Source organism: Hymenobacter daecheongensis DSM 21074, assembly GCF_900141805.1.
Lineage (GTDB): Bacteria > Bacteroidota > Bacteroidia > Cytophagales > Hymenobacteraceae > Hymenobacter > Hymenobacter daecheongensis.
On sequence record NZ_FQYN01000011.1, the window covers coordinates 24,976 to 45,108 of the forward strand.

Below are 20,133 nucleotides of genomic sequence, written 5' to 3' on the forward strand. Positions count from 1 at the left end.
CTTTCCAATAACCATCTACACAGTTATGTCTAGCCAACCACCCAGGGCTGCACCCAACACCCAGAACGTCGGGCTGATTTTCGCCCTGCTACTGCTGGCCATCATCGGCGGCGAGTATTACACGCTGCTTCATCGTGACGAGGTAGCCCAGGCCCGCGCCGTGCAGCTCACCCAGCCCGAGATAAAGGCCCTTACTCCCAAAGAAAAACTAGCCGCCCGGATTGCCGCCATCAACGAGCGCCAGCGGCAGCGCAAGATTGCCAAGGCGCAGCTCGAAGCCAGCCAGGTGGTAGGGGAGGGGGGCGCACAGGCTGCCGTGTCCGCGACTCACGCCACCGACCAGGCGCTGAGTAAAAGCGTGGCCCGCGCCGAGGCCGTAGCGAAGGCGGGCCAGGGGTTCAAGTCGAAGCTTCTGGTGAAAGCAGCCAAGTTCTACGGACCGGCCGGGGTATGGCTACGGGCACTGCTACTGCTGGCAGGCCTCGTGCTGGTGTTCGTGCAGAAGGCCCCGGCCACGGTGCCGGGCAAGCTAAAGCGCAAGCCCATCAATCAAAAGGCATTCCGCGTGGTGGCCGGAGTAGGCGCGGCCGTGTTCCTGATTGCCGGCTACGTGCTGCTGAATATGCACCACTACACGCCCGGCTTTATCACGTTCGGGTATCCGGGTGCCGCCGCGGCCGTATTGGCCAGCGGTGGGCTGGTAGGGCTGCTGTGGGCCACTACCAAGCGCCCGGCCTTCGGGCTGACCACCGAGCGCAAGAAGACAGAAACGCCGGACGGCATCTATTTCCGCACGGCGGATGGCGGTTGGATAACCATTGCCAACCCGTACCGGGGCACGCTGGTACTGGGCGGGGCCGGTGCGGGCAAGACCTTTTCGATAGGGGAGCCGATGGTAGAGCAGTTTGCCTACAAGAACTTCGCGGGCCTCATCTACGACTTTAAGTTTCCGGTGCTGGCGGAAACCGCGCAGAAAGCGTTGGTTCTGGCCGAGCGCCAGCGGGAGAAAGAGAAGCAGCAGGCGGCCAAGTATGCCGGCAGCATAATGGGCAAGGCCACGGCTAAGCTGACCACTGCCGAGCAGGAGCAGGACGAGCCGCCGGTACAGCTGCACATCATCAACTTCCGGGACCTGACGCGCAGTGAGCGGGTGAACCCGCTGCGGCCCGATGATATGCCCGTCGTGGCTTTTGCCGAGGAATACAGCCGGGCTATCATCAATAACCTGAATCCATCCAGCATCCGCAAGATGGAGTTCTTCGATACCAGCGCCGTGGCGTATCTGACCAGCATCATCTGGTTTTACCGCAAGCACTACCCGGCGCTGTGCACCATTCCCCACGTCGTCGCCACGGCGATGCACGACGACTTTAAGCACGTCCTAAGTATGCTCGATACGGACCTGGAGAGTGGCGACCTGGCCAGGTCCATTATTACCGGCGTGAAGCAGAAAGCGGAGAAGCAGATAGCCGCCGTAGTGGGCACGCTGCAGGTGATTCTAACCCGGATTAACAGCCCGCAAATCGTGTGGGTGCTGACGCCCAACGAGGCGGAGGGCGAAGGCTTCTCGCTCAATCTGAATGACCCGAAGGCCCCTAAGCTACTGTGCATCGGCAACGACCCCACCCTGAAGGAGACATTCTCGCCGGTTGTGTCGTGCGTGATAACGGTCGCGCTAAAGCTGATGAACCAGCAGCGCAAGCACCGCAGCTACGTCTTTCTCGACGAGGCCGCGACCATCTACGTGCCCGGCTTGGAGGTGATTCCGGCCACGGCCCGTAGCAACAAGGTGGCGATGGTGTACATGACGCAGGACCTGAGCCAGATGACGGATGCCTACGGCAAGGAGAAGATGCAAGTGATGGTGTCGAACCTGAACAACCAGTTTTTCGGCAAGGTGAACTCGCTGGAAACGGCCAAGTTCATTTCGGAGCTAGTAGGCCGCGAGGACAAGGAAATGATAAGCACCAGCACCGGCACGAGCCAGGGCGGTACCGGCAGCCGCAACAGCAGCTCTAATCAAAGCACCAGCTACCAGGAGCGCAACCTCGTCCGGGTGCAGGATACCATTGGCTTGCAGCAGGGGGAGTTCATCGGGCAGACGGTGGAAACCGAGAGCACCTTTTTCCAAGGTACTATCACCCGGCCCGAGTGGACGGGGGAGCAGTTTCCCTTGCACCCGATGGTGAGCTTTGGCGGACCAGACGACGACCCGGAGAAGGCCCTGGCCGACGCGGTGCAGGAAAATTTCATGCGGGTGCGCCAGGAGGTGCGGGATACGTTGGCCCTGCACGTAAATACCTTAGCATGAGGGGTAAAAATTGCTGCTGAATAACCCGAAAAAGGGCTAAAAAGCGACGTTCAAGCCCTGTTTTTCGTTTAAGTGATATCCACTCTCTCTTACCAGAATTCTATGCAAGTACCTACGTTTGCCCCCGCCGCCGCCGGCTTAACGCCCGAGCAGCTGAGCGCCCGCCAGGAGCGGGAGCGCCACGCCTCCAACTCGGTTTCTATTCTGATGAGCAACGGCCCCGCGCCCAGCGAGGAGGTAATGGCCCTGATGCAGCGCTACGTCGATGGGGAACTGACCTTAGACCAGGTGGACGAGTTGAACCGCGCCCGCCTGCAGGCCAAGTACGGCACGCCGGCAGCAACTGAGCAGTAACCCATAAGCACCAAGCGAATGGCAGCCAACGACAAGTTCAGCGACGAAAACGGGATACTACTCAACAAATTCGGCATCAAGGATGCCGAAGTGCTACGGCAGGTGGAGAATGACAGCGCCTTGCCCAAGCTGGCCAAACTCAATGAGTCGGGCGGCATCCAGGGCAGGCAGTTTGACCATGCCCACTTGAAAGAGCTACACAAAAAGCTTTTTGAGGACGTGTACCACTGGGCCGGTGAGACGCGGGCCGACCGGGGATTTCAGGGTAACAAGGCCACCTACGTTACCGGCTTCAAGGAAACTATGACCTATGCCCCGCATAAGGAGATTGAGCAGCGGCTAGGGGCCATCGGGGAGCAACTGGGTAAGGAGAACGGCTTGAAGGGCTTGGACCAGGACAAGTTCACCGAGCGGGCTGCCTACTACATGGACCAGTACAACCACACGCATGCTTTCCGCGAGGGCAACGGCCGCACCCTGCAGGCAATGGTTACCCAGTTGGGCAAGGAAGCCGGCTACCAGGTGGACTTTGGGAAAATCTCACCCGAAGTGCTGAACCGTAGCCGCGACGAGGCGATGGTACGGCTGTACCCCCCCGCCGAGGCTGATAAGAACCTCAAGCCACTCCGGGAAATGTTGCAGCAGATAACGACGCCGGCACCGGGAGCCGCGGCCGAGAAGCTGCGCGACCCCAGCCTGGCCGCCGCGACCCCGGAACTGTCGTCGGCAATGAAGGCAATGGATGCCCGGCGGGAACTGGAGGTGACGGGCTACCGGGCCGCAAACGTCATTGCCAATATTCCCGGCCATGGCAATTACGACCAGGGCGTAAAGCTGGCCCAGCGGGTTTCAGCGGTTACCCATGACCCCGCCGCCATCAAAGGCCCCGGCATTATTGAAATGCAGCTGGCCGCTGACAAGATTTTGAAGCATCCGGGCATGAAGGACATGACGTTGGACTTGGAAGACGCCAGGCGGTTGCGGGCTTCGTCGGTGCAGGTGGCGCAGCTGGCCGAGGGCAAGGAACTGGTGACACCCCAGCGGCCGCAGCAAGCCGCAGTACCGGCCGCCGCTGAGCGCACGGCCAACCCGGCTGCCATCGTGCCCAAAACCCACGAGGAGGCCCAGCCACTCTTTATCAAAGCCGCCCGCGAGGTAGCCAGGGGCTTGGAGGAAAACGGCAAGGGACTCGATGCCGCCCGCCTGCGGGAGGTAGCCAGGTTTGTGGAGCGCAGCCCGGCTATTGCGGGCATGAACCAGGAAAATGCTCACAAGGCCATGCAGGCCGCTGGCAGCATCCCGAGCCTGAGCAGCAACAAGTACACCGACGAACTGCGTAATTCCGTCAGCGTGCTGGAAAAACCACCTAAAATGAATGAGCGCAGCGGCCCCAGCGCCGGCCGCGACAGCGGCGGAATTGAACGCTAATCCTACCTAACCACCCGACCATGCAGGACGACGAGCTAAGCTTTATGGAGGATATGATAGCCGGTACCGAGTTGCTGATGTGCAGCACTTGCGGCGAGGAAACGCTCCATGCCCACGATGAGGTACTGGATGTGTCGCCCGTTGCCACGGAGTTGAAAATGCAGTGTACCTGCTGCCAAACCACTCGGACGTGGACGGACTGGACACCGCCTCATAAACGGGCTCAATCAAACTAAAAAGAGGTCCTGCTATTTATAGCAGGACCTCTTTTTAGTTGAGTCAAAAGCCGCAATTTGCGATAGTAGACACTGCAGGAGTTAGAAAGGCCAAAGTTTTGAGGCCATCCATTATGACTTCAATTGTCGAAGTTCATCTGTACTGATAAAGAAGCCTTGCAGACGCTGAATACGCCCTTCCTGACGGAGTAGCATATCGCCGTAACCAATTAGGTCTTCTGCTCCGCCCTCATCCAAAATGATGCGGCTGTCGATTCCAGAGGTGAGTTGAAAAGCTACTCGGCAGAGAAGGTTTGCCTTCAGATTTCCAAATATCACTTTTGCATCCGGGCGTTGCGTGGCAATGATAAGGTGAATGCCTACGCTCCTCGCTCTTTGGGCAACTCGGCCGAGGAGCATATCAAATGCATCCCGTTGCTTTTTGTCCATGATGCCGGACAAGTCAGCAAACTCATCAATAACCACTATCACGTAAGGCATCGCGATTTGCGGTTGAGTTTTGTGCAGGTCTTGAATATCCCGGCATCCATGCTCAACTAGTATATCGGTGCGACGTTCTAGTTCAATGTTGAGCAGGTCCTGTAACACGTCCAGTGCCTGTTGCTTATCAGTCAGAATTTCACCGTTGTAGAGGTGAGGTGACGAGCTAAAATAGTTAAAATCAGTCCGCTTGGGGTCAATCAGGACAATTTTTAACTCGTCTGGGGTATTCAGCTTCGTAAGCGAAACAATGATGCTATAGAGGAACATTGTTTTGCCCGAGCGCGAGGTACCCCCAACCAACATGTGGGGAAGAAGCGGGATGCTAAGCCACGGTACGTCGCCATCGGGGGCAACACCAGCAGGGAAAGAAATGGGAGCCAATTCTTGCTTCTTTTTTGCGCTGATTGCCAGAACATCCTTCAACAAAACAGCCTGTGGGTCAGGACGAGGAATATCTACGGCGATGTACCCCCGCAGATTGTAGATTACGGGCGGCTTTTCTAACTCCATCTCCCGTTGCAAATCCAGCGCTCTTGCTTGAATCTTGTTGAGTTGCTGGCCCACGCGGGTTACTATCTTGAAGCGGATGATAGTAGGTCCTACATCGGCTAGTTGCGGGTCAATGGGTTTTTTCGGAGTCTGCCCAAAATTCTGTAGAGCACGGTATAGCGCCGCGGCCAGTGCATCTAAGTCAGCCGTGGATTTGACGGATTGGGTAGGCTCAGCAGTTTCTTCCTCAATCAACGGTTCTTCCGGAACAGTAGGAGCAGAATTGCCTCCATTGGCCGGGGCTATAGGTGCATCCGGTGCCGGGGTGGCACCGGTCACTATCGAATCATCTTCATCCTGCTTCTCAGGAGCATCAGACTTTTTAGGTGCAACAACAGGGTCTGCAACTATAACAGTAGGTTTTAGGGTAGGCATTGCGACTACCTGCGTTCCTTTCGACGGCGCTTTTGCGGGTGCTGTAACCGTGACCGTAGGCAGATTAACTGGATTGGCCCAGTCGCTGCCAAGCAACTTTTTCACATCCGATTCGCCCAGCCGCACACGGTGTACGGGTAAGCGGTCAACTGCATTCTGCGCGTTGGCATCAGCTGGTACTATGGTTTCTTTACGTTCGATGTTATCCTCAAAGGCAACTTCAATCAACATGAGATTGACTTCAATTTTACCTTCTTTGAGCAACAACTCACCATCTAGGGTATCATTCAAAAGTTGAATCCAGTTCCCCCATTCTTTGGTCGTGACCCCTTCTTTAGGGAACGTAAGTTGACCCTCTCTGAATAGTTGTTCACGCAGTAGTTCACGCCGACAGTCGGTTAGCAAATCACCGCCTTTGCCCTCAAGTACAGGAAATAGTGCCCGCGCTACAGCGCGTAGCTGTTCGCCCGGATGCCCGTCTCCTTCTATGTTGGCTCCGACTTTATAGGACTTGACTTCAATTAGGTCGATGCTTAGACGCCCATCTTTCAAGCGGCGCATGCCCAGCAAATCGTTTCGGCGGTCAGAATCACGCTTTTCCAGCCAACGCTTGGCTAGTTCGGAATCTAGGCTAACTGTCAGATGTCGTGGGTCATTGCCGGCGAGTGCCAAATACCAACCCAAGGCTACTGCTAAACCAAACTGCCCTTTCAGTTCAGGCGGGGAAAATCCGCCCACACCGGTATCACTGATTGTTTTGAAAAGACCGGTTTCACCCACAGTTTCCAAACGCTTCAGTAAGCGCAATACCCCCGCCGCATCCGGCTGGTAGTTCAGTTCCCGCAGCATGTATTCGACGCCTTTGACGAAGCGTTTGGGGTAGTGAGTTACTACCACGTCCCCATCAATGCCTCCTTCACGGGCCAACACTTGTGCTCCCTCAACGCCGGTTGCTCCCGCCAGCAGCATGAAGACGGCGTGAGGCATCAGGATGGTCTGACTTCCATTGTTCTCTTGCTGAACTAAAGTCCCTGATAGTTCCTGCTGCGGCTGTCCCCCCAGCGCAGCGGCGAGGGCATGGTAGGAGCCAAAGGGCTGGCTAGCGCCGTTGCTTGAACCTTGCTGACTGCGAGGCTGCAGGCTGATAGTCTTCTTAAACTGATTAAACTGAAGCAGTCGCGGCAGACTAAGGGGATGGATGTTACTTGCTTGGCGACCGATACGGGTTGGCTGCAAATAGCGCTGCCCTGGCAATACCAGTATGTGTACCGGGTTTTCAACTAACCACGGAACAATCTCATCGGCATCAACCGCCGGTTTCAGTTCAGGAGTAACCAAGCCCTCGCTGATAAAGCTGTTCAAGCCATCTAACTTGATAGGCGTATCCGGGTGATGGGTGATAATTAATTGAACATGCTCGAAAGGAGTATGCCCTTTTTTAGCTGCGAAAAGATGCCTCAGAACTTCGGTTACGCGCTCAAGGCTTTCTGGATGATGTAGGAAGAGGCGGAGATATTGACGTACCGGAGGGTAGAGTATTGCAATCTTCTCAGCAGCCCGTTCCAGCAAGCGAATGCTTACAGTAACGTTTACTAGCCCCGCAGGACGATATACCGCCCAAGAACCCAGACGGTCAGCGTATGCCAACGCGGTGTCAGTATAAGCCTCATCAATGGGGAGCATTAGGGCTCTCAGAGGCTCTGCAAAAAGGCTAAGCCGACCAATCAATAACCGCAATTCGGCCGCGTTGCCAGCTAGTACCTCATCCGCTAGCTCAATGTTTTTCCATAAAATTAGCGGATGGAAGGGGGCTAACAATCCTGCTCGTCCCCCTACGCCATCACGTACTTCCACCAGGTCCAGGCGCAGCAGTAGCCCCCCCAATAGTTGGGCACCATCTTCCTGTTGTAGTTGGGCGAAGTGGCTGCTAATGTGCTCCATTAACCCTTCGTAAGCGGCTACTGTATCACGGGCCGCTTGTAGGATATCAGGCTGAGCCAGTAAAGTAGTAAGGGGGGCAGCCGTAAGCATATCGGCCACTGGGACCAATTGTGCCCTACACTCCAAGTAGTATTCAAGCCGCGAAATACCTTCAAAACCGGGTGGAAGGAGTTCTTCAGCCGTCGTTAAGTATTCACGCAACTGGCTCAACCACGTTGCATCAAAAATGGGATTAGCAGCGGGCAACCCTTCAGATAAGGATGCCAATGCTTCTTCTAAAGAGGTAGCTTGCCCTACCGTAATGATTCCGCCAAAACGCTGGGTATCCAATAACTCTTCCGTCAAAAGCAGGGCTCCAGGTTCCGTGCGATGGTCACACTCCGTCCGGATTCCAATAAGCATATTGCTTCCTTCCGGCTCCTTTCGCAAGGCGGAAAAAAGCTTGGTCACTTCCTGGTCCCAACTTTCAGCATAGCGGGGGTCAGATGCAATTGCTAAGACCGCTTCATCGAGTAGCCCCTCTCGGAAGGACTCCCGAAGTGGTTTTCCACCAGACGGACCGCCCCCAGGAGGAGTGGGCCGAATTGGCTCAGGCTCAGGTTCGGGTTCAGGCTTGGGTTCGGGCTCAGGATTTGGTCCTGGCCCTGGTCTTGGTTCCGGCTCTGGTTCGGGCTCTGGTTCGGGCTCAGGCTCAGGCTCAGGCTCGGGCTCCGGTTGTGGATTGGGGGGTGGGTTTACCGGGGGAAGGCTGCTTTCCCCAAACAGCATTTTCACCGCTTCAAACTTAAACCCTTCCAATTGGGAAGATAGCTCAGCAGCTGGGTCCAATTTGCGAAAACGACCATAGCTCTCCCGGAGCAGGTCCGTAATCGGATTGCCTGCATCTGCAGCTTTACGGTACGTATCGTAAGCCTTGTCAACATCCTCTGAGTCGCGCAGTAGCAACCGCCCGGTTAGTGTTGCATTCAGTTCCAGGCGTGGCGCTATTTCTGCAACGGTGGTCCGATAGTCGTTGAATAGGACAGGGTCTGGTAGCAGTTCAAGTATGTGCAAAGCCTCCCGTGGCTCGGCACCTCCCTCTCTATAGACCTCATTGTAAAACTGAATCAGTGCCCCAAGTTCGGTTGGTGACTTCATAGTCGCCAACACCTCCCACAGGGAGCGCGAGGGCGTGTTAGTCGATTTTGCCTTGCCCTTACGGGCTATTTCCCGGACAATTTTTTCAACGCTTAGAATTCCGTAATCCCGCAGCGAGTTCATACGGGGCTCGGTTTTTAGCACAATGACTAACCTGCGCGCTTTGTCGGACAACTCCAAGTCGTTGCGCATCTCCACAGCGTGAGTTGCCGTCAATCCAAAGTGTGGGCCAACCAAAGACTGAAGGGCCAAGGTCTTTGTTGGGTCGGCGCCCACGACAGTTACATAGTACCTGCTATCATCTGCTAGCCTACGCAGTAATTCGGGTAACCAATCCGTAGTCGGTAACGGCAAATTAGGGAGCAGTAGCCCAGTTGGTGTTATAGGGTACTCCTGTTCAAGCAGTTCAAATAGAGTAGCGAAGAGTATATCGTTCGAGGGCATCACAGGCACTGTAAAAGCGAAAAGGAGAGTAAAAAAGCCAATTTGCTGGTTACCACATGGCGCTAATCAGCGTCACGTCGTCGGCATAAGTTCGAGCGTAACCCAAGCGGGTTAAATCTTCAATAATGCCGCGGGCATTCGCCGCTAGTTGCGCCGACGTAACATTGCGGATTCCCAAACGAGCAAGACGCTCTCCATCAACTTCCGGTAGAGCACCGCATATCAGTCCGAACCGCTTGTATGCCAACTCCCAAAAAACCTCTGCTTGTATCACTTCTTTATGGTGAAGCAGGCTTGTCACCAAAGCGTCGTAGACAGCTCCAACAGGCATTAGGTAGCGCTCACCACGCCCATGCTTGCGGGGCCACTGCAAGCCAATGCGACGCCCCAAATGTTTGCTACAGCCTTCCGGGGTGACACTGTCCTGCCCCGATTTGGTCCTGCCAATTATAGCCATTGCCGGACCTGTTAGAGCACGAACCGCTGCTTCAAAGTGAGTTTCACCAGCCAGCAACTCCTGCTCATACTCTAAGGCGTAACGCTGAATTTGGTCGGCAGTGAAGGATTCAGCCGGGAGCCAAGTTGAAGCCCAGTCACGGTATTCCTCTTCGCTAAGTTTATGGTCACCCCGTTGAATAAGCTCCTGACGCAATGAATCTCCAAACACACTACGCAGACGCCGCCGGGCCAGAGCCAAGGTATGACGGCTAGCTTCTCTGACTGCCATTGGATGGTCAGAGGCACAAAGCAGTAAGGGCTGACAAGTGTCTGAATTTCCGTTGAACAGATGAAGTAGCAAGCCAAAGCCCGCTAGGGTCACTGTACGCTGTAGTAAGGCCGTTTTATCCAAATACGGTTCGTATTCTGCCAATGTAGTGAAGCTTTCCTGCAGGTTCTTCAGTACACACGATTCCTGCGCTTTCTGCTGAATATCACTGTCTGGGGCAGGGAACGCAGGCAACTCGTCCTCTTGATTTCCCAATAGGGGGGCGGTCAGCCGGTAAACGGCGTCATCGTTTTTTGACAAGGCTCCCCGAATTGCTAAGGCTGCAGCACGTTCTGGGGCACCCAACAAAACGTGTGCGAGCAGGTGGCCAGCTCGTTGGTCTGAGGGGTCTTTGGTGAGGTGGTGCCAGTGGGAGAGGGTAGGCGTAGAGGTTGAGCCTTCATAGAAAGCGCCATCCTGATTGAGCACGACATCAAGGGCCTTGCGCAACTGTGTCACTGCTCCCTCAGCTACTGCGGTACTGAGAGGTAACTCAGATGCGGCCCTAAAATCGGCGATTTCGATAATCTCAGTAGAAGATTTCTGCGTTTTGCCTCGCATGGTAGCTACGACCTTCTTCAGCAAAGCTAAATCCGGTTCGATTGGGCCAGCAAGCGCCCGAAACATACCGTTCGCTAAATGGACAGGCTTAATGTCACGCGCAGGAACAAAACCCCATGTAGCATTGGCAACGCGTTCGGCTACTTCAGCAAGTAAAAGCTCAGGCATAATATCAACTTAGGATTGGTCAGAACGGAAATAGGAAGATGTTAAAGCACGTATTTTACTTTGGTATGCCCGTTCTTATCAACCGGCTGTGCTTCTAAGCCGACTGCGTATGTATGACCTGCTTCAACGTCGTGGATTCGTATTTTTCCTGTTTCGTCAGCCGTGCTAAACGCGGCTAATTCCGATAAAAAACGTCCTACTCGGCGGCCTGCCTCTTCCGAGCGGAATTGTAAAGGCAATCCACGAGAAACCTGCCCTAATGCAGTCCAAAGTTCCAAATCAAGTAATAAAGCGGGAGCACCTGCTTTACGGCTTAGGGTTAACCGGACATGGTCAGGCTCATAATCCAGCAAACTTGCGAGAGCGGGAGATAGGGAAGGCAACTGTACTGCCACGTCCGTCTCACGTAAACTTGCCGCAGCTATCAAGGCAGTAGCTGGACCAACCGCGTCATAACGTAGCGATGTCCATAGGTACAGTTCTGGCGCAGTTGCGTTGGAACTTCCATCGTGACTTTTTGTGCCGGTCTCAATTTTCTGGTTAGCGAAACGTGCTAGAGCCGTCAACAGCTTGCGCCGAGCTTGACCGGTGCCGCCAGAAACCAAGTCAGCAAAACTTGCTCGGTCAGGAGGAATGGATTTCAGCAAGTCTTTGCCTTGCGTGGCTTCAAAATAGTATTGCCTTTTCAGTGACCTGAACCAACGCACAGCTTCATCTTTATCAGAACTTGAACCCGGAGCAGGATGGGCCGGACTGGTCAGCCATTGGCCAGCTGAGGCCGGGGAATCCCAGAGCTTATGCGTGTCTAAATGCGCGTGAGGTGAACGTGCCGGGTCCAATTCTCGAAGCGTAGCCGAAAGAGCACTTCCTTCAATTTTCTCGAAAATTGCTTCATAGTAAGGGTGTGCATTTTGTGCCCGTGCCGGTAAGGGTGACCCCCCGGTAATCATGCGCGCTAGCAACCCCAGCAGTTGATGCATAGTGACATGGGTACCGCCCTGGCTGACCAACTTTAGCAATTCACCGAGTCGTTGTTGAACCAAGTGATGGCCTAATGCCTGAACATTCGCTCTTACGCGTTCAGGAGCACTATCATAATCTACTTTGCGCAGAGCAATCTGCAGCGCCTTCTCAAGCAACTCGTGGGTTAATACTTGCCGAGAGCCAAGGTGAACAAGGAGCACTTCTGGAATTTCTGGCTCGTCTACAGTACCGGCATCGTAGACGAATGGAGTTGCCAGTTGCTCACGCAACATGCTAGCCTCAGACTCAGGCAGGTCAAGCAGAATCTGACGCAAAGGGCCTTCATTTACTGCTACCAGTACCGGCCGTTTGTCGATAATGGCCTGTTTTAATTCAGCCACCAGCTTTTCTTGATTCTCTGCACTTGCATCCCAATGGACGAACGTATTGCTCGGCCAGTTATCGTTATCCTCCGATAAGCGACGAATTAGGTGTGTCTTTCCATCCCCTGGATTGCCAGTTAAGTAGACCCGTCGGTTCGAGTTGAGCAAGCCAAGAATTCCAGCTTCTAGCTTTTTGGACTCGATATGAAAAATCTCTAGTTCCGCTGGCTTCAACTTCTCAGCAAAACTTGTGCGTCCGCCATTGAATAAGGCGAATACCGACCAGTCTATTTTGGGTGGCATATTATCTCCTAGAAAAAAAAAAGACCCCTGCTGTTTTCGGGCAGCCTCGGTTTCGTGGTCGGTGATTTGAGTTAGTGAGGCAATCTTTTCCGCCGTAAGCAGACGGGCAACGATTTCCGGGTTTTGGGCACGCTTGATGAACCAGCGTTGTTTCCAATGCTCAACGATAGCGGCCGTTTCCTGAACATAATTGTCAAGGTCCGAAAAAAGCCATTCGGGCTCCTGGTCCTCTCCCAAAAGGTAGCGCTGCCAGTTCTTAGCCGTAGGGGTGAGATAGACTAGGCGAGGGGTTGCGTGCTTCTGTAGCTTTTGCAGACCCAGCATGTTAAATGCTGAGGCGATAGAGCGCAACTTATAGTTTACCCCGGCCGCAAAAGTGTAACTCTGGCTGTTCTGCGCCGGGTCTTCGCGCAGCATTTCCTGAATCACATCGTAGGTCTGACGCGATAGGTGGACACTGCCGAACCCTTCTGTTTTGCCAATGAGTTTGTACTCGATTTCACCTTTGGCAGTGGGAAACTTGATGCGGTTGTATTGACTGCTTCCAACGTGGTACAGGCTGCTGGTTCCCAGGAGAACGAGATTAGCATCACGATTTACAATTTCGCCACGCATACGGCTGGCAATCACGCTGGAGCTATCGGTGTACCGTGCTTTATACTCTGCTACTACTTGAGGGCTTGCCATCAGCATAGCAACGAGTTTGCCGCCTAGTAACTCGCCGTAGGGGGGGATGGCACCGCACGTAGTGATTTCCATAATGGAAGCCGCTACATGCCGCTTTTTGATGCTTTTAATGGCAATGCGCAGTGCTTTTAAGCCCTCTGGCGATGCTAGCAAGTGGGCTAATCGTTCGGGGGCAGGCAGGTGGTCACTCTGCTGAAACACTTGGCGGGCAGAAAGCAGCCCGCTTAGTGTCTCGGCCCGCTTACGCCGGTAAAGGTCTGAGCGTGCCTCTGCTTCCAGGTCGTTTGCTAATCCACGGTGCGCCGTTCGGCTGGCAACTGGTAAGTCCCGAGCTGCGCGGTCCAAATTGTCGAAGGTAGCCGCAGTGGGTTGTACCAGTTCTGCTAACTCCAGTATGCCTTCTTCAACAAAATCCTCTGCGAATATTTCATCAACTGCGCGGGCTAGCTCAAAGTCCAGAGCACGTAGCCGACTTGTGGGGTCGGCGCAATTCTGCAAGGATTTGACGGACCATCCAACGTATTCATCCCGAACGGTTATCTGAACGACAGCTGAACCCAGGGCGCCAATGCCGATAATGGGATGCAGGGGCCGGGCGGCATCGCGCACCAAGTAGAACATGCGCCGGCCTGGCTGCGTCTGGAAAGGAAGGCTCCAAGTGTAGCGGCAGTAACGCCAGATGTCGAGCAGTCGAAGACCAGTATGTTCATCGACTGCTTCCGTGGCCAACTGCAAATAAGGCTGTACCAAAGAGCCAATCAACTCAGCGCGATTGGCTTCAGGGGCGGCCAGGCAAGTTTGCAATTCAGCAGCTAGGGTCCTTGGGTTGACCAATAAGTTGCGCACGTTCAACATGCGGCCGGCATGTCGTCGAGGCAATTCCATGCGTCGTATAAAGCGCTGATTATCGGGGTCACGTAATTGCTCGTCGCGGTTTGCGACCAGCGATGCCCGTAGAACTTGCTTTACTTCGGCAGGTGAGGTAGCAGTTTGACCAGGACGGACCGTTGTATCCGGGGACAAAGCGCGTAAGATGGTTGCAGTTTCGCTGGCACAGGAAAAGTGCCATCCCTGGCTGGCAAGGTCCATAAGCACGCGACCAAAAACCCGTAAGCGTAAGTAGTCAGCATGAGGCAATGCCTCGTCATTCAACATACTCAGCCACCCACGCAGATAATCAGCCAACACTGTTGGTAGGGGGGCTTTAGCAAGAACGGCCCATAGCCGGCGTATAGCGGCGTTTGAAGGCAGTTTTGGAGTTAATTCGTACACAAGTAGGCGTTCGGGGGACTCAAAAAATCTACGAAGCTACAGCAAAGCTTTGCGGTTTCAAACCAGAATTCGTTGCTGTTGCTAGTCAATACCCCCACGATTCAGGGTTGAGCAAATGTAGCACGTATATTACCAAAATCAGAATAAAATTGCGCTAAATGTAATCAAAGTGACTAGATTTGCGTTATGGTTATTCTGACCGAGCGGACCCTACGTGAGTTTGGAGAAAAACATGCTGATGCAAAGGAGGCGCTCAAGGTATGGTATGCTCAGGTCGAGTACGCCGAATGGGCTACTTGGTCAGACGTCAAGGCTAGTTATCCATCAGCGGATTATGTAGGAAACGACCGCTACGTTTTCAACATACGTGGCAACCGCTACCGCCTCATCGCTAGGATACATTTCAATATTCGTACAGTATATATTCGATTCATTGGAACACACGCCGCCTACGATAAAGTGAACGCCTCAACCGTATAACCTGCTTAGTCATGACGTTGCACACCGAAGCTGAATACTTGGCGGCTTTACGCCAGTTTGATGAATTGCTTGATACTGATTCGGGCAATACTGCTGCGCTATTGCCCCTGCGAGATGCCATTCACACCTATGAAAAGGCACAAGATTTTCACCCTGGGCCTCCCCAGACCATAGCGGGACGCATCGAGGTAGAAATGTTTCGGCGACGTATGAAGCAGAAGGAGTTGGCAGCTCTCTTGGAAATCACTCCTTCACGTCTCAATGAGGTGTTGAAGGGTAAGCGGCAAATCAATCTTGACTTAGCACGCCGTCTATACCAGAAGCTTCAGATACCCGCTGATTTTATCTTGGATGCCGCATAAGGGCTGCAACTCCCTCTTCGCTAGCATAGCGCCTCAAAGGAACACTTGTGACAGCTACATCGACAAAATCTCATCCGCATATTACCTTACAAGAGTTGGTTACTGGTCTTGCCGACCCTGCGAACCATTACATTGTAAAGGCGCATTCATATGAGTCAGAGGGGCGCGTGTGGTATTTAGCAGTACTGTATCTTCATCAAACCGTTGTGTGGAACGTGGAGTTGAATGGCAACACCCTTTCCTGCGAAATCTTATTAAGTAGATATCAACCGCAGAATAAGTCCCGCATTACCGTTGACTGCACTCAAGTTTGGAGTATCGCCAGTGGCCCAGATGCGAAATGTGACAACGAAGCCAACCGGCTTTTCTTCTGTTCAGAAACACTAGCGGATTACCCTTTAGCAGCTGAGTGCAATTAGTAAGCTGTCTGGGTTCGCCTGAGCAGTTGGCGAATCTCTGCAGCTGCTGCTTCCGCAGAACCCTTCGTGCGATTTGCCCACTTACCGTACAATGCGGTATGCCGGTATACTGACGGAATCGGGAGGCGGTATAGATGCAGGTACAAGTAGAGCATGTCGTACCAGTCTACAAATTGCGCCTCTGGAAGCCATCCTTGGTGATGAAATCCACGGTGTAAGAGAAAGTTGACTGTGAGCCCGTCTTCTGCTTTTGCAGGCAATTTGCCAGTTTCGCGCAACAAATTCAGATATTTGGCTCCGTTCGGGTGTTGTCCCAGCCAAACTTTTTCGGCATACCGGTATCCGTCGAAAGCGTGAGCAAACTCAATAATGGTTTGCTCTGTAGTTGAAGTAAGGCCTGTATTCACAGAAGATTAGTTAATGGCCTCGGCCTTTATTTCGTATAAGTTATACTTTGGGCTGAGTGGGTTCCAATTCTGAACGTTGATGAGAAATAGCTTTAGCTTCTCCGCGCCTACTGGGGCCGCCAAACGAAAATTAGTTTGTTGAAGCCCGAGCATATCACTGGATATATCCAGCCACTCATCAATTTCTTCTAGATTCTTTCGCGGATTAGCTCCATGCTCGTCTAACAAGGATGATATATTCACGCCTTTCACTTGAATCAGTAGTGGTGATGGGTTTGATTCAATCAGACCAAATACTTTTAGGTTTTTCCTGTACAAAGTGGTTTTGACATATTGGATATTCAAAGCCAATAATTCTTTTAGGAAGTCGATTGTATAGGTTAATAACTCAGAGCCATAACGCTTGCTTATGGCATATCTCGCAGCTGTCTGCTTAGCAGGAGATACATAAGTGTCGCCATGCTGAAAGTTGAATGAGCCCCCATTGGACTGTTTAATCATCTGCTGAAAAGATGGAGCACTGAGTTGAAAGAGGTGTGTTTCTCTTAAATGCTGCTCGCTCAACGTGTATACTTCCTTGCTTAATTCTAATAGTTTCCAATCTGTTACCGGATTGATACCTCCCAATCCGTTCTTCAATATACTATCCAGAAATAGGGTTGAAGTGCCGTGATATAAGTCAATGGTAAGTTGATTCGTGGCATCTACCATGCGCAGTGTTCTCTCAGAACTATTCATAAGTTTCTCCCAGTATTTTAAAATTCTGACGTGCCCAAAAAGTGCTCGTCTAAAAAGTAGTATGGCTTGGTTTCACAACCCCAGTGCCTGAGCAGCATTATAAGAAACCACGTTGTTGAGCTGCGTGTAGCGCTCAATCATAGCATCCGTTTTCTGCTTGGTCTGGTTCTTAATGGCTTTGTGAGACTGCCCATTAAGCACAGCTACGGTTACAAAGGACACGCGCAGTGAGTGAGCTGAGTAAGCCGGGCCGAGGCGCTTTTGCACCAACTTGTTGATGGAAATGTCCGAGAGCCGCTTGTCCGAGGGAGCGGCCATCTGCCCCGGAGTCGCCCGCGGAATCTTCACGAACAGCGGCCCCGTGGTCCGGCCCAGCAGATTAAGCCAGGCCCGGAGGCAGCGCACGGGGCAGAAATCCGCATTGGGGGCGTAGAAAATGGCTTTGTCCTCTACCGCGCCGTACTGATTGGTCTTGCTTTTGGCCAGATGCACCAGCAAGGCCCGCTCCGTAAATTCCAACTGCTCGATGTTGAGGTCCACCAGCTCGGAGCGCCGGAAAGCCCCCGCGAAGCCGACCAGCAGCAGCGCCCGGTCCCGCAGGCCTGCCGTCGTTTCCAGGTCGATGCTACGAATGGCTTGTTTCAACTCCTCGACGGTAAAAGCCAGCGCCTGGTCCTGCCGCTTGCCCAGGGTGCGGGCAATGCCTTCCATGACGATGTTGAGCGCATCCACCGTCGCCGGCATCGGGTGGCCGCTGAGCTGATGCGCCTTGCGGATGGCGGCCAGGTGCCGCCGGATAGTGGCCAGCGCGTGCGGCCCAGTGAGGGGTTGTTGCCCCTTCTTTTTCTCCCTACCGCCCCCAGTATCTGAAGTCGGCTTTTCAGAAGCCAGGTATGCCACGTATTCCGTCAGGGTGGTGACGTCGGCTGGCACCGCCGTAAATCCGTGCAGCGCGCAAAACTCGGCGTAAGTATTCAGGTCCGACTTATAAGCCCGCTCCGTGTTGGCGGCACCCTGCAGGCCCGTTTCCAGGAAGCCGGCTACTTTGGACGAAGCCCGCGCCAGGTTGGCAGCGACTGCTGACCCCGTCGTTACGGCTGGCACGTTGCGTAGGGATTTACTCATGGTTCGGGGTGAAGGGCAAAGTTGAGCAACGCATGGACAAGGCCATACTTAGAAGGTGGTATCGTCCATGAAGTTCACCCAGCGCAGGTAATCTGTTTCACTAAGCTGGTGGGCCATATAGTCGTGTACCGAGTGGCCCCGCTGGGTGAGGATGAAATCCTGAAACGAGGGGGAGCCGCCCGCCCAGCACGCGGCCATGCCCCGCCGCAACAGTAGTACCCGAATGGCCGAGGGGTGACTATCCACCCACTTGATGTATTCTTCCGGCGTAGGCTTATAAGCGCGGGCTTGCTGCAGGTAGGCCAGCGCCTGGGTTGTCACGCGCTCAACAAATTCCAACTGACTCATATTACTTAACAGTCCAATGATAGCCGCGCCGGTAAGCCCAAAGCACAAGGTTGGGGGCAATGTCTTCCGTGAAGCGGTAGCGGGAATACGTGTAGAGGGCGAACAGTCCCGGCACCACCCACACCAAAACCGGGTGAGCGGCTTTGACGGTATGCACGATGAACAGGTGCAGCAGCAGCGACGGGACGACGCAAGCCACCAGCAAACACAGCGTGAACGGCAGCAGCCAGTGCCGGGTGCCGCGCAGGCGCAGGCCGATAGCCACTCCTTTAAGTAAATAGAGCAGCGCGTAGAAGCCGTAGGCCAGCGCCCCGATGCTCAATAGCCGGGTATACCCGAAACCCGGTCCGAGAAAATCCAGGTTGGTTGTCAGCACCAGACCCAGCACCAGGAACGGAGCCAGCACCAGCGTTTCGACTACCAAGCGAAAGCCCAGGCCCAGCACCACGGCTAGCCCGTTGCCAATAGCCTTACCGTTTTGATAGGACTGTCGAATGTTGGGCGCGTTGCGGCCAGCCTCGTAGCCATCTTCGTAGTCAGACATGCTGTTATAAATTGCGGGTGAGAGTCGCATAGGGATAGAAGCTTTTACCAGTAGTATTTGCCTTTAGTTGAGATAAAAAAAACAAGTTATGATAATTGGGTCTTATCATAACTTGTTTTCAAACGTACGGCAAATAAAAATACCCGGCCAGAAATCGGCCGGGTATCCATTAGCTACTGACAATATTTCTCCGCACTATTTGTGGCGACAGAATAGAGTTGAAAGCAATTGGGTAGGCTGAGCGTGAGGTACCGCGCAGTTGGTGCCAATAAGGAAGCGGCGCGGGCAGCGTCGGTTGGTGACCACGCGGCCGAGCAGCTACAACCGTGACCATGCCGACAGCACCGGCTGACAGCCCGATGAACGGGAGCAGGCGTGAATTGAGGTTGGTCAGCATAAGTAGGAAGAGCTATTCCCCGATAACGTACACCGGCACGGCCTGCGCATCGACGCCCCGACCGGTTTCCTTCTTAACCTCTTTGCCATCCAGCAAGATGGAACAGGTGATTTCCGAGGCCGCCGTGCCCCCGTCAATGCTGGCTAGGATGGTCAGGTTGTCGCCCTGCTTCATGGTGCGCTTAAACTTGTAGCTCGCCGGTAGTGGCGTGTTGCTGAGCGTCGTATTGCCGCCGCTTTCGTTGGTGTAGCTCAGGTAATCCGATACCGTGGCATTGGAAGTAACCTTGTATTCTACCTGATACTCTTTTGGCCCCGAGGGCGTAGCATCGTTGTCTTTCGAGCAGCTGGTGGCCAGGGCCGCGCAGCTCAGCAGTAGATAGGCAAGTCGTTTCATAAGTCAGAAAGGGTGGTTAGCGGAAGTGATACCGCAGGCCGGCACTCGCGTTGCCGGGCCATTGGTCGATTAAAGGGTTGTTGAACAGGTAGCCTTTCGTGCCGGTGGCCACGAGGGAAAGGCGGTTGCCGAGGAAGAAATCAACTTCGGCCCCGGCTTGCGGGCCATAGGTGAAGCGTTGCGGCTCGTTGGCATCGGCAGCCAGCTCGCCCGTGCGATTCTCGTTGGTGCGTTCGTAGCCGGCCCCCGCCCCGATAAGCAGATGCACGTAGGCAAACTCTCCGATTCGGAATAGCTGCGGGGCGATGAACAGCCGGCCCTGATAGGTCGAGTATTCACCCTGAGCGCCGAGGGTGCCGGCATCCCGCAGACCACTGGCCCGCAGGGCCAGCTTGTTGGTGAGCATAGCATTGTAGCTCAACTCGTAGTAGTCGCCCTTTTCGGAGCGCCCGAGGTGGGCACCCCAGCTGGAAATGTGTTTAACGTGGCGTTGAGCCAGGGCCGGCGATGTGCCGGCCCCAGCTAGTGCAAGCGCCACAAGCAGGAGCTTTTTCAT

Annotated in this window: 15 protein-coding genes; 5 read left to right on the forward strand and 10 right to left on the reverse strand. The window is 54.1% G+C overall.

The window, feature by feature from the left end; genetic code table 11:
* Positions 1 to 25: 25 nt before the first annotated feature.
* The 3 genes from BUB62_RS17640 to BUB62_RS17650 all read left to right on the forward strand — a co-directional run bounded on the left by BUB62_RS17640 (position 26) and on the right by BUB62_RS17650 (position 4,093).
* Positions 26 to 2,311 (forward strand): type IV secretory system conjugative DNA transfer family protein, encoded by a 2,286-nt coding sequence (locus tag BUB62_RS17640; protein ID WP_073112436.1) that lies wholly within the window; start codon positions 26 to 28, stop codon positions 2,309 to 2,311.
* A gap of 102 nt (positions 2,312 to 2,413) precedes the next feature.
* The gene (locus tag BUB62_RS17645; protein WP_073112438.1) at positions 2,414 to 2,665 is read left to right on the forward strand and encodes a hypothetical protein; all 252 of its coding nucleotides are present in this window, start codon (positions 2,414 to 2,416) and stop codon (positions 2,663 to 2,665) included.
* Between the two features lie 18 nt (positions 2,666 to 2,683).
* Entirely contained in the window at positions 2,684 to 4,093 is a 1,410-nt protein-coding gene (locus tag BUB62_RS17650) for a Fic/DOC family protein (protein ID WP_073112440.1), read from the forward strand.
* A 347-nt stretch (positions 4,094 to 4,440) separates the two neighbouring features.
* Here BUB62_RS17650 and BUB62_RS17660 read toward each other — a convergent pair whose 3' ends face one another.
* From BUB62_RS17660 to BUB62_RS17675, 3 genes are all read right to left on the reverse strand, one after another.
* A complete protein-coding gene (locus BUB62_RS17660; protein ID WP_159437490.1) occupies positions 4,441 to 9,006 on the reverse strand; it encodes a DNA translocase FtsK in 4,566 nt (1,521 codons plus the stop codon).
* Between the two features lie 301 nt (positions 9,007 to 9,307).
* Positions 9,308 to 10,753: a hypothetical protein gene (locus tag BUB62_RS17670; RefSeq protein ID WP_073112447.1), complete on the reverse strand. Its 1,446-nt coding sequence runs from the start codon at positions 10,751 to 10,753 to the stop codon at positions 9,308 to 9,310.
* Positions 10,754 to 10,794: 41 nt separating this feature from the next.
* Positions 10,795 to 14,361 carry a Druantia anti-phage system protein DruA gene (locus tag BUB62_RS17675; protein ID WP_159437491.1) on the reverse strand — a complete coding sequence of 1,189 codons (3,567 nt, stop codon included), beginning with the start codon at positions 14,359 to 14,361 and terminating at the stop codon, positions 10,795 to 10,797.
* A gap of 186 nt (positions 14,362 to 14,547) precedes the next feature.
* On the opposite strand from BUB62_RS17675, the gene BUB62_RS17680 reads away from it, so the two are divergent.
* Both BUB62_RS17680 and BUB62_RS17685 read left to right on the forward strand, forming a co-directional pair.
* Positions 14,548 to 14,841, forward strand: a complete 294-nt coding sequence (locus BUB62_RS17680) for a type II toxin-antitoxin system HigB family toxin (protein ID WP_073112451.1) — start codon at positions 14,548 to 14,550, stop codon at positions 14,839 to 14,841.
* A gap of 11 nt (positions 14,842 to 14,852) precedes the next feature.
* The gene (locus BUB62_RS17685) at positions 14,853 to 15,203 is read left to right on the forward strand and encodes a helix-turn-helix domain-containing protein (RefSeq protein ID WP_073112453.1); all 351 of its coding nucleotides are present in this window, start codon (positions 14,853 to 14,855) and stop codon (positions 15,201 to 15,203) included.
* Positions 15,204 to 15,618: 415 nt separating this feature from the next.
* Here BUB62_RS17685 and BUB62_RS19220 read toward each other — a convergent pair whose 3' ends face one another.
* The 7 genes from BUB62_RS19220 to BUB62_RS17715 all read right to left on the reverse strand — a co-directional run bounded on the left by BUB62_RS19220 (position 15,619) and on the right by BUB62_RS17715 (position 20,133).
* Positions 15,619 to 16,029: a hypothetical protein gene (locus BUB62_RS19220; RefSeq protein WP_143164265.1), complete on the reverse strand. Its 411-nt coding sequence runs from the start codon at positions 16,027 to 16,029 to the stop codon at positions 15,619 to 15,621.
* Positions 16,030 to 16,035: 6 nt separating this feature from the next.
* Positions 16,036 to 16,767 (reverse strand): hypothetical protein, encoded by a 732-nt coding sequence (locus BUB62_RS17690; protein ID WP_143164266.1) that lies wholly within the window; start codon positions 16,765 to 16,767, stop codon positions 16,036 to 16,038.
* Between the two features lie 72 nt (positions 16,768 to 16,839).
* Positions 16,840 to 17,892, reverse strand: a complete 1,053-nt coding sequence (locus BUB62_RS17695) for a tyrosine-type recombinase/integrase (RefSeq protein WP_073112457.1) — start codon at positions 17,890 to 17,892, stop codon at positions 16,840 to 16,842.
* A 48-nt stretch (positions 17,893 to 17,940) separates the two neighbouring features.
* Complete coding sequence (locus BUB62_RS17700; RefSeq protein ID WP_073112459.1) at positions 17,941 to 18,240, reverse strand: hypothetical protein; 300 nt, start codon at positions 18,238 to 18,240, stop codon at positions 17,941 to 17,943.
* A 1-nt stretch (position 18,241) separates the two neighbouring features.
* Entirely contained in the window at positions 18,242 to 18,784 is a 543-nt protein-coding gene (locus BUB62_RS17705) for a hypothetical protein (RefSeq protein ID WP_073112461.1), read from the reverse strand.
* A gap of 409 nt (positions 18,785 to 19,193) precedes the next feature.
* Positions 19,194 to 19,577: a hypothetical protein gene (locus BUB62_RS17710; RefSeq protein WP_073112463.1), complete on the reverse strand. Its 384-nt coding sequence runs from the start codon at positions 19,575 to 19,577 to the stop codon at positions 19,194 to 19,196.
* A gap of 16 nt (positions 19,578 to 19,593) precedes the next feature.
* Positions 19,594 to 20,133 carry a hypothetical protein gene (locus BUB62_RS17715; protein ID WP_073112465.1) on the reverse strand — a complete coding sequence of 180 codons (540 nt, stop codon included), beginning with the start codon at positions 20,131 to 20,133 and terminating at the stop codon, positions 19,594 to 19,596.

Excerpts from the sequence above, each read along its gene's own strand:
- BUB62_RS17640 (WP_073112436.1), top strand. The coding sequence starts at position 26 with ATGTCTAGCCAACCACCCAGGGCTGCACCCAACACCCAGAACGTCGGG.
- BUB62_RS17645 (WP_073112438.1), top strand. The coding sequence starts at position 2,414 with ATGCAAGTACCTACGTTTGCCCCCGCCGCCGCCGGCTTAACGCCCGAG.
- BUB62_RS17650 (WP_073112440.1), top strand. The coding sequence starts at position 2,684 with ATGGCAGCCAACGACAAGTTCAGCGACGAAAACGGGATACTACTCAAC.
- BUB62_RS17660 (WP_159437490.1), bottom strand. The coding sequence starts at position 9,006 with ATGCGCAACGACTTGGAGTTGTCCGACAAAGCGCGCAGGTTAGTCATT.
- BUB62_RS17670 (WP_073112447.1), bottom strand. The coding sequence starts at position 10,753 with ATGCCTGAGCTTTTACTTGCTGAAGTAGCCGAACGCGTTGCCAATGCT.
- BUB62_RS17680 (WP_073112451.1), top strand. The coding sequence starts at position 14,548 with ATGGTTATTCTGACCGAGCGGACCCTACGTGAGTTTGGAGAAAAACAT.
- BUB62_RS17685 (WP_073112453.1), top strand. The coding sequence starts at position 14,853 with ATGACGTTGCACACCGAAGCTGAATACTTGGCGGCTTTACGCCAGTTT.
- BUB62_RS17690 (WP_143164266.1), bottom strand. The coding sequence starts at position 16,767 with ATGAATAGTTCTGAGAGAACACTGCGCATGGTAGATGCCACGAATCAA.
- BUB62_RS17695 (WP_073112457.1), bottom strand. The coding sequence starts at position 17,892 with ATGAGTAAATCCCTACGCAACGTGCCAGCCGTAACGACGGGGTCAGCA.
- BUB62_RS17700 (WP_073112459.1), bottom strand. The coding sequence starts at position 18,240 with ATGAGTCAGTTGGAATTTGTTGAGCGCGTGACAACCCAGGCGCTGGCC.
- BUB62_RS17705 (WP_073112461.1), bottom strand. The coding sequence starts at position 18,784 with ATGTCTGACTACGAAGATGGCTACGAGGCTGGCCGCAACGCGCCCAAC.
- BUB62_RS17710 (WP_073112463.1), bottom strand. The coding sequence starts at position 19,577 with ATGAAACGACTTGCCTATCTACTGCTGAGCTGCGCGGCCCTGGCCACC.
- BUB62_RS17715 (WP_073112465.1), bottom strand. The coding sequence starts at position 20,133 with ATGAAAAAGCTCCTGCTTGTGGCGCTTGCACTAGCTGGGGCCGGCACA.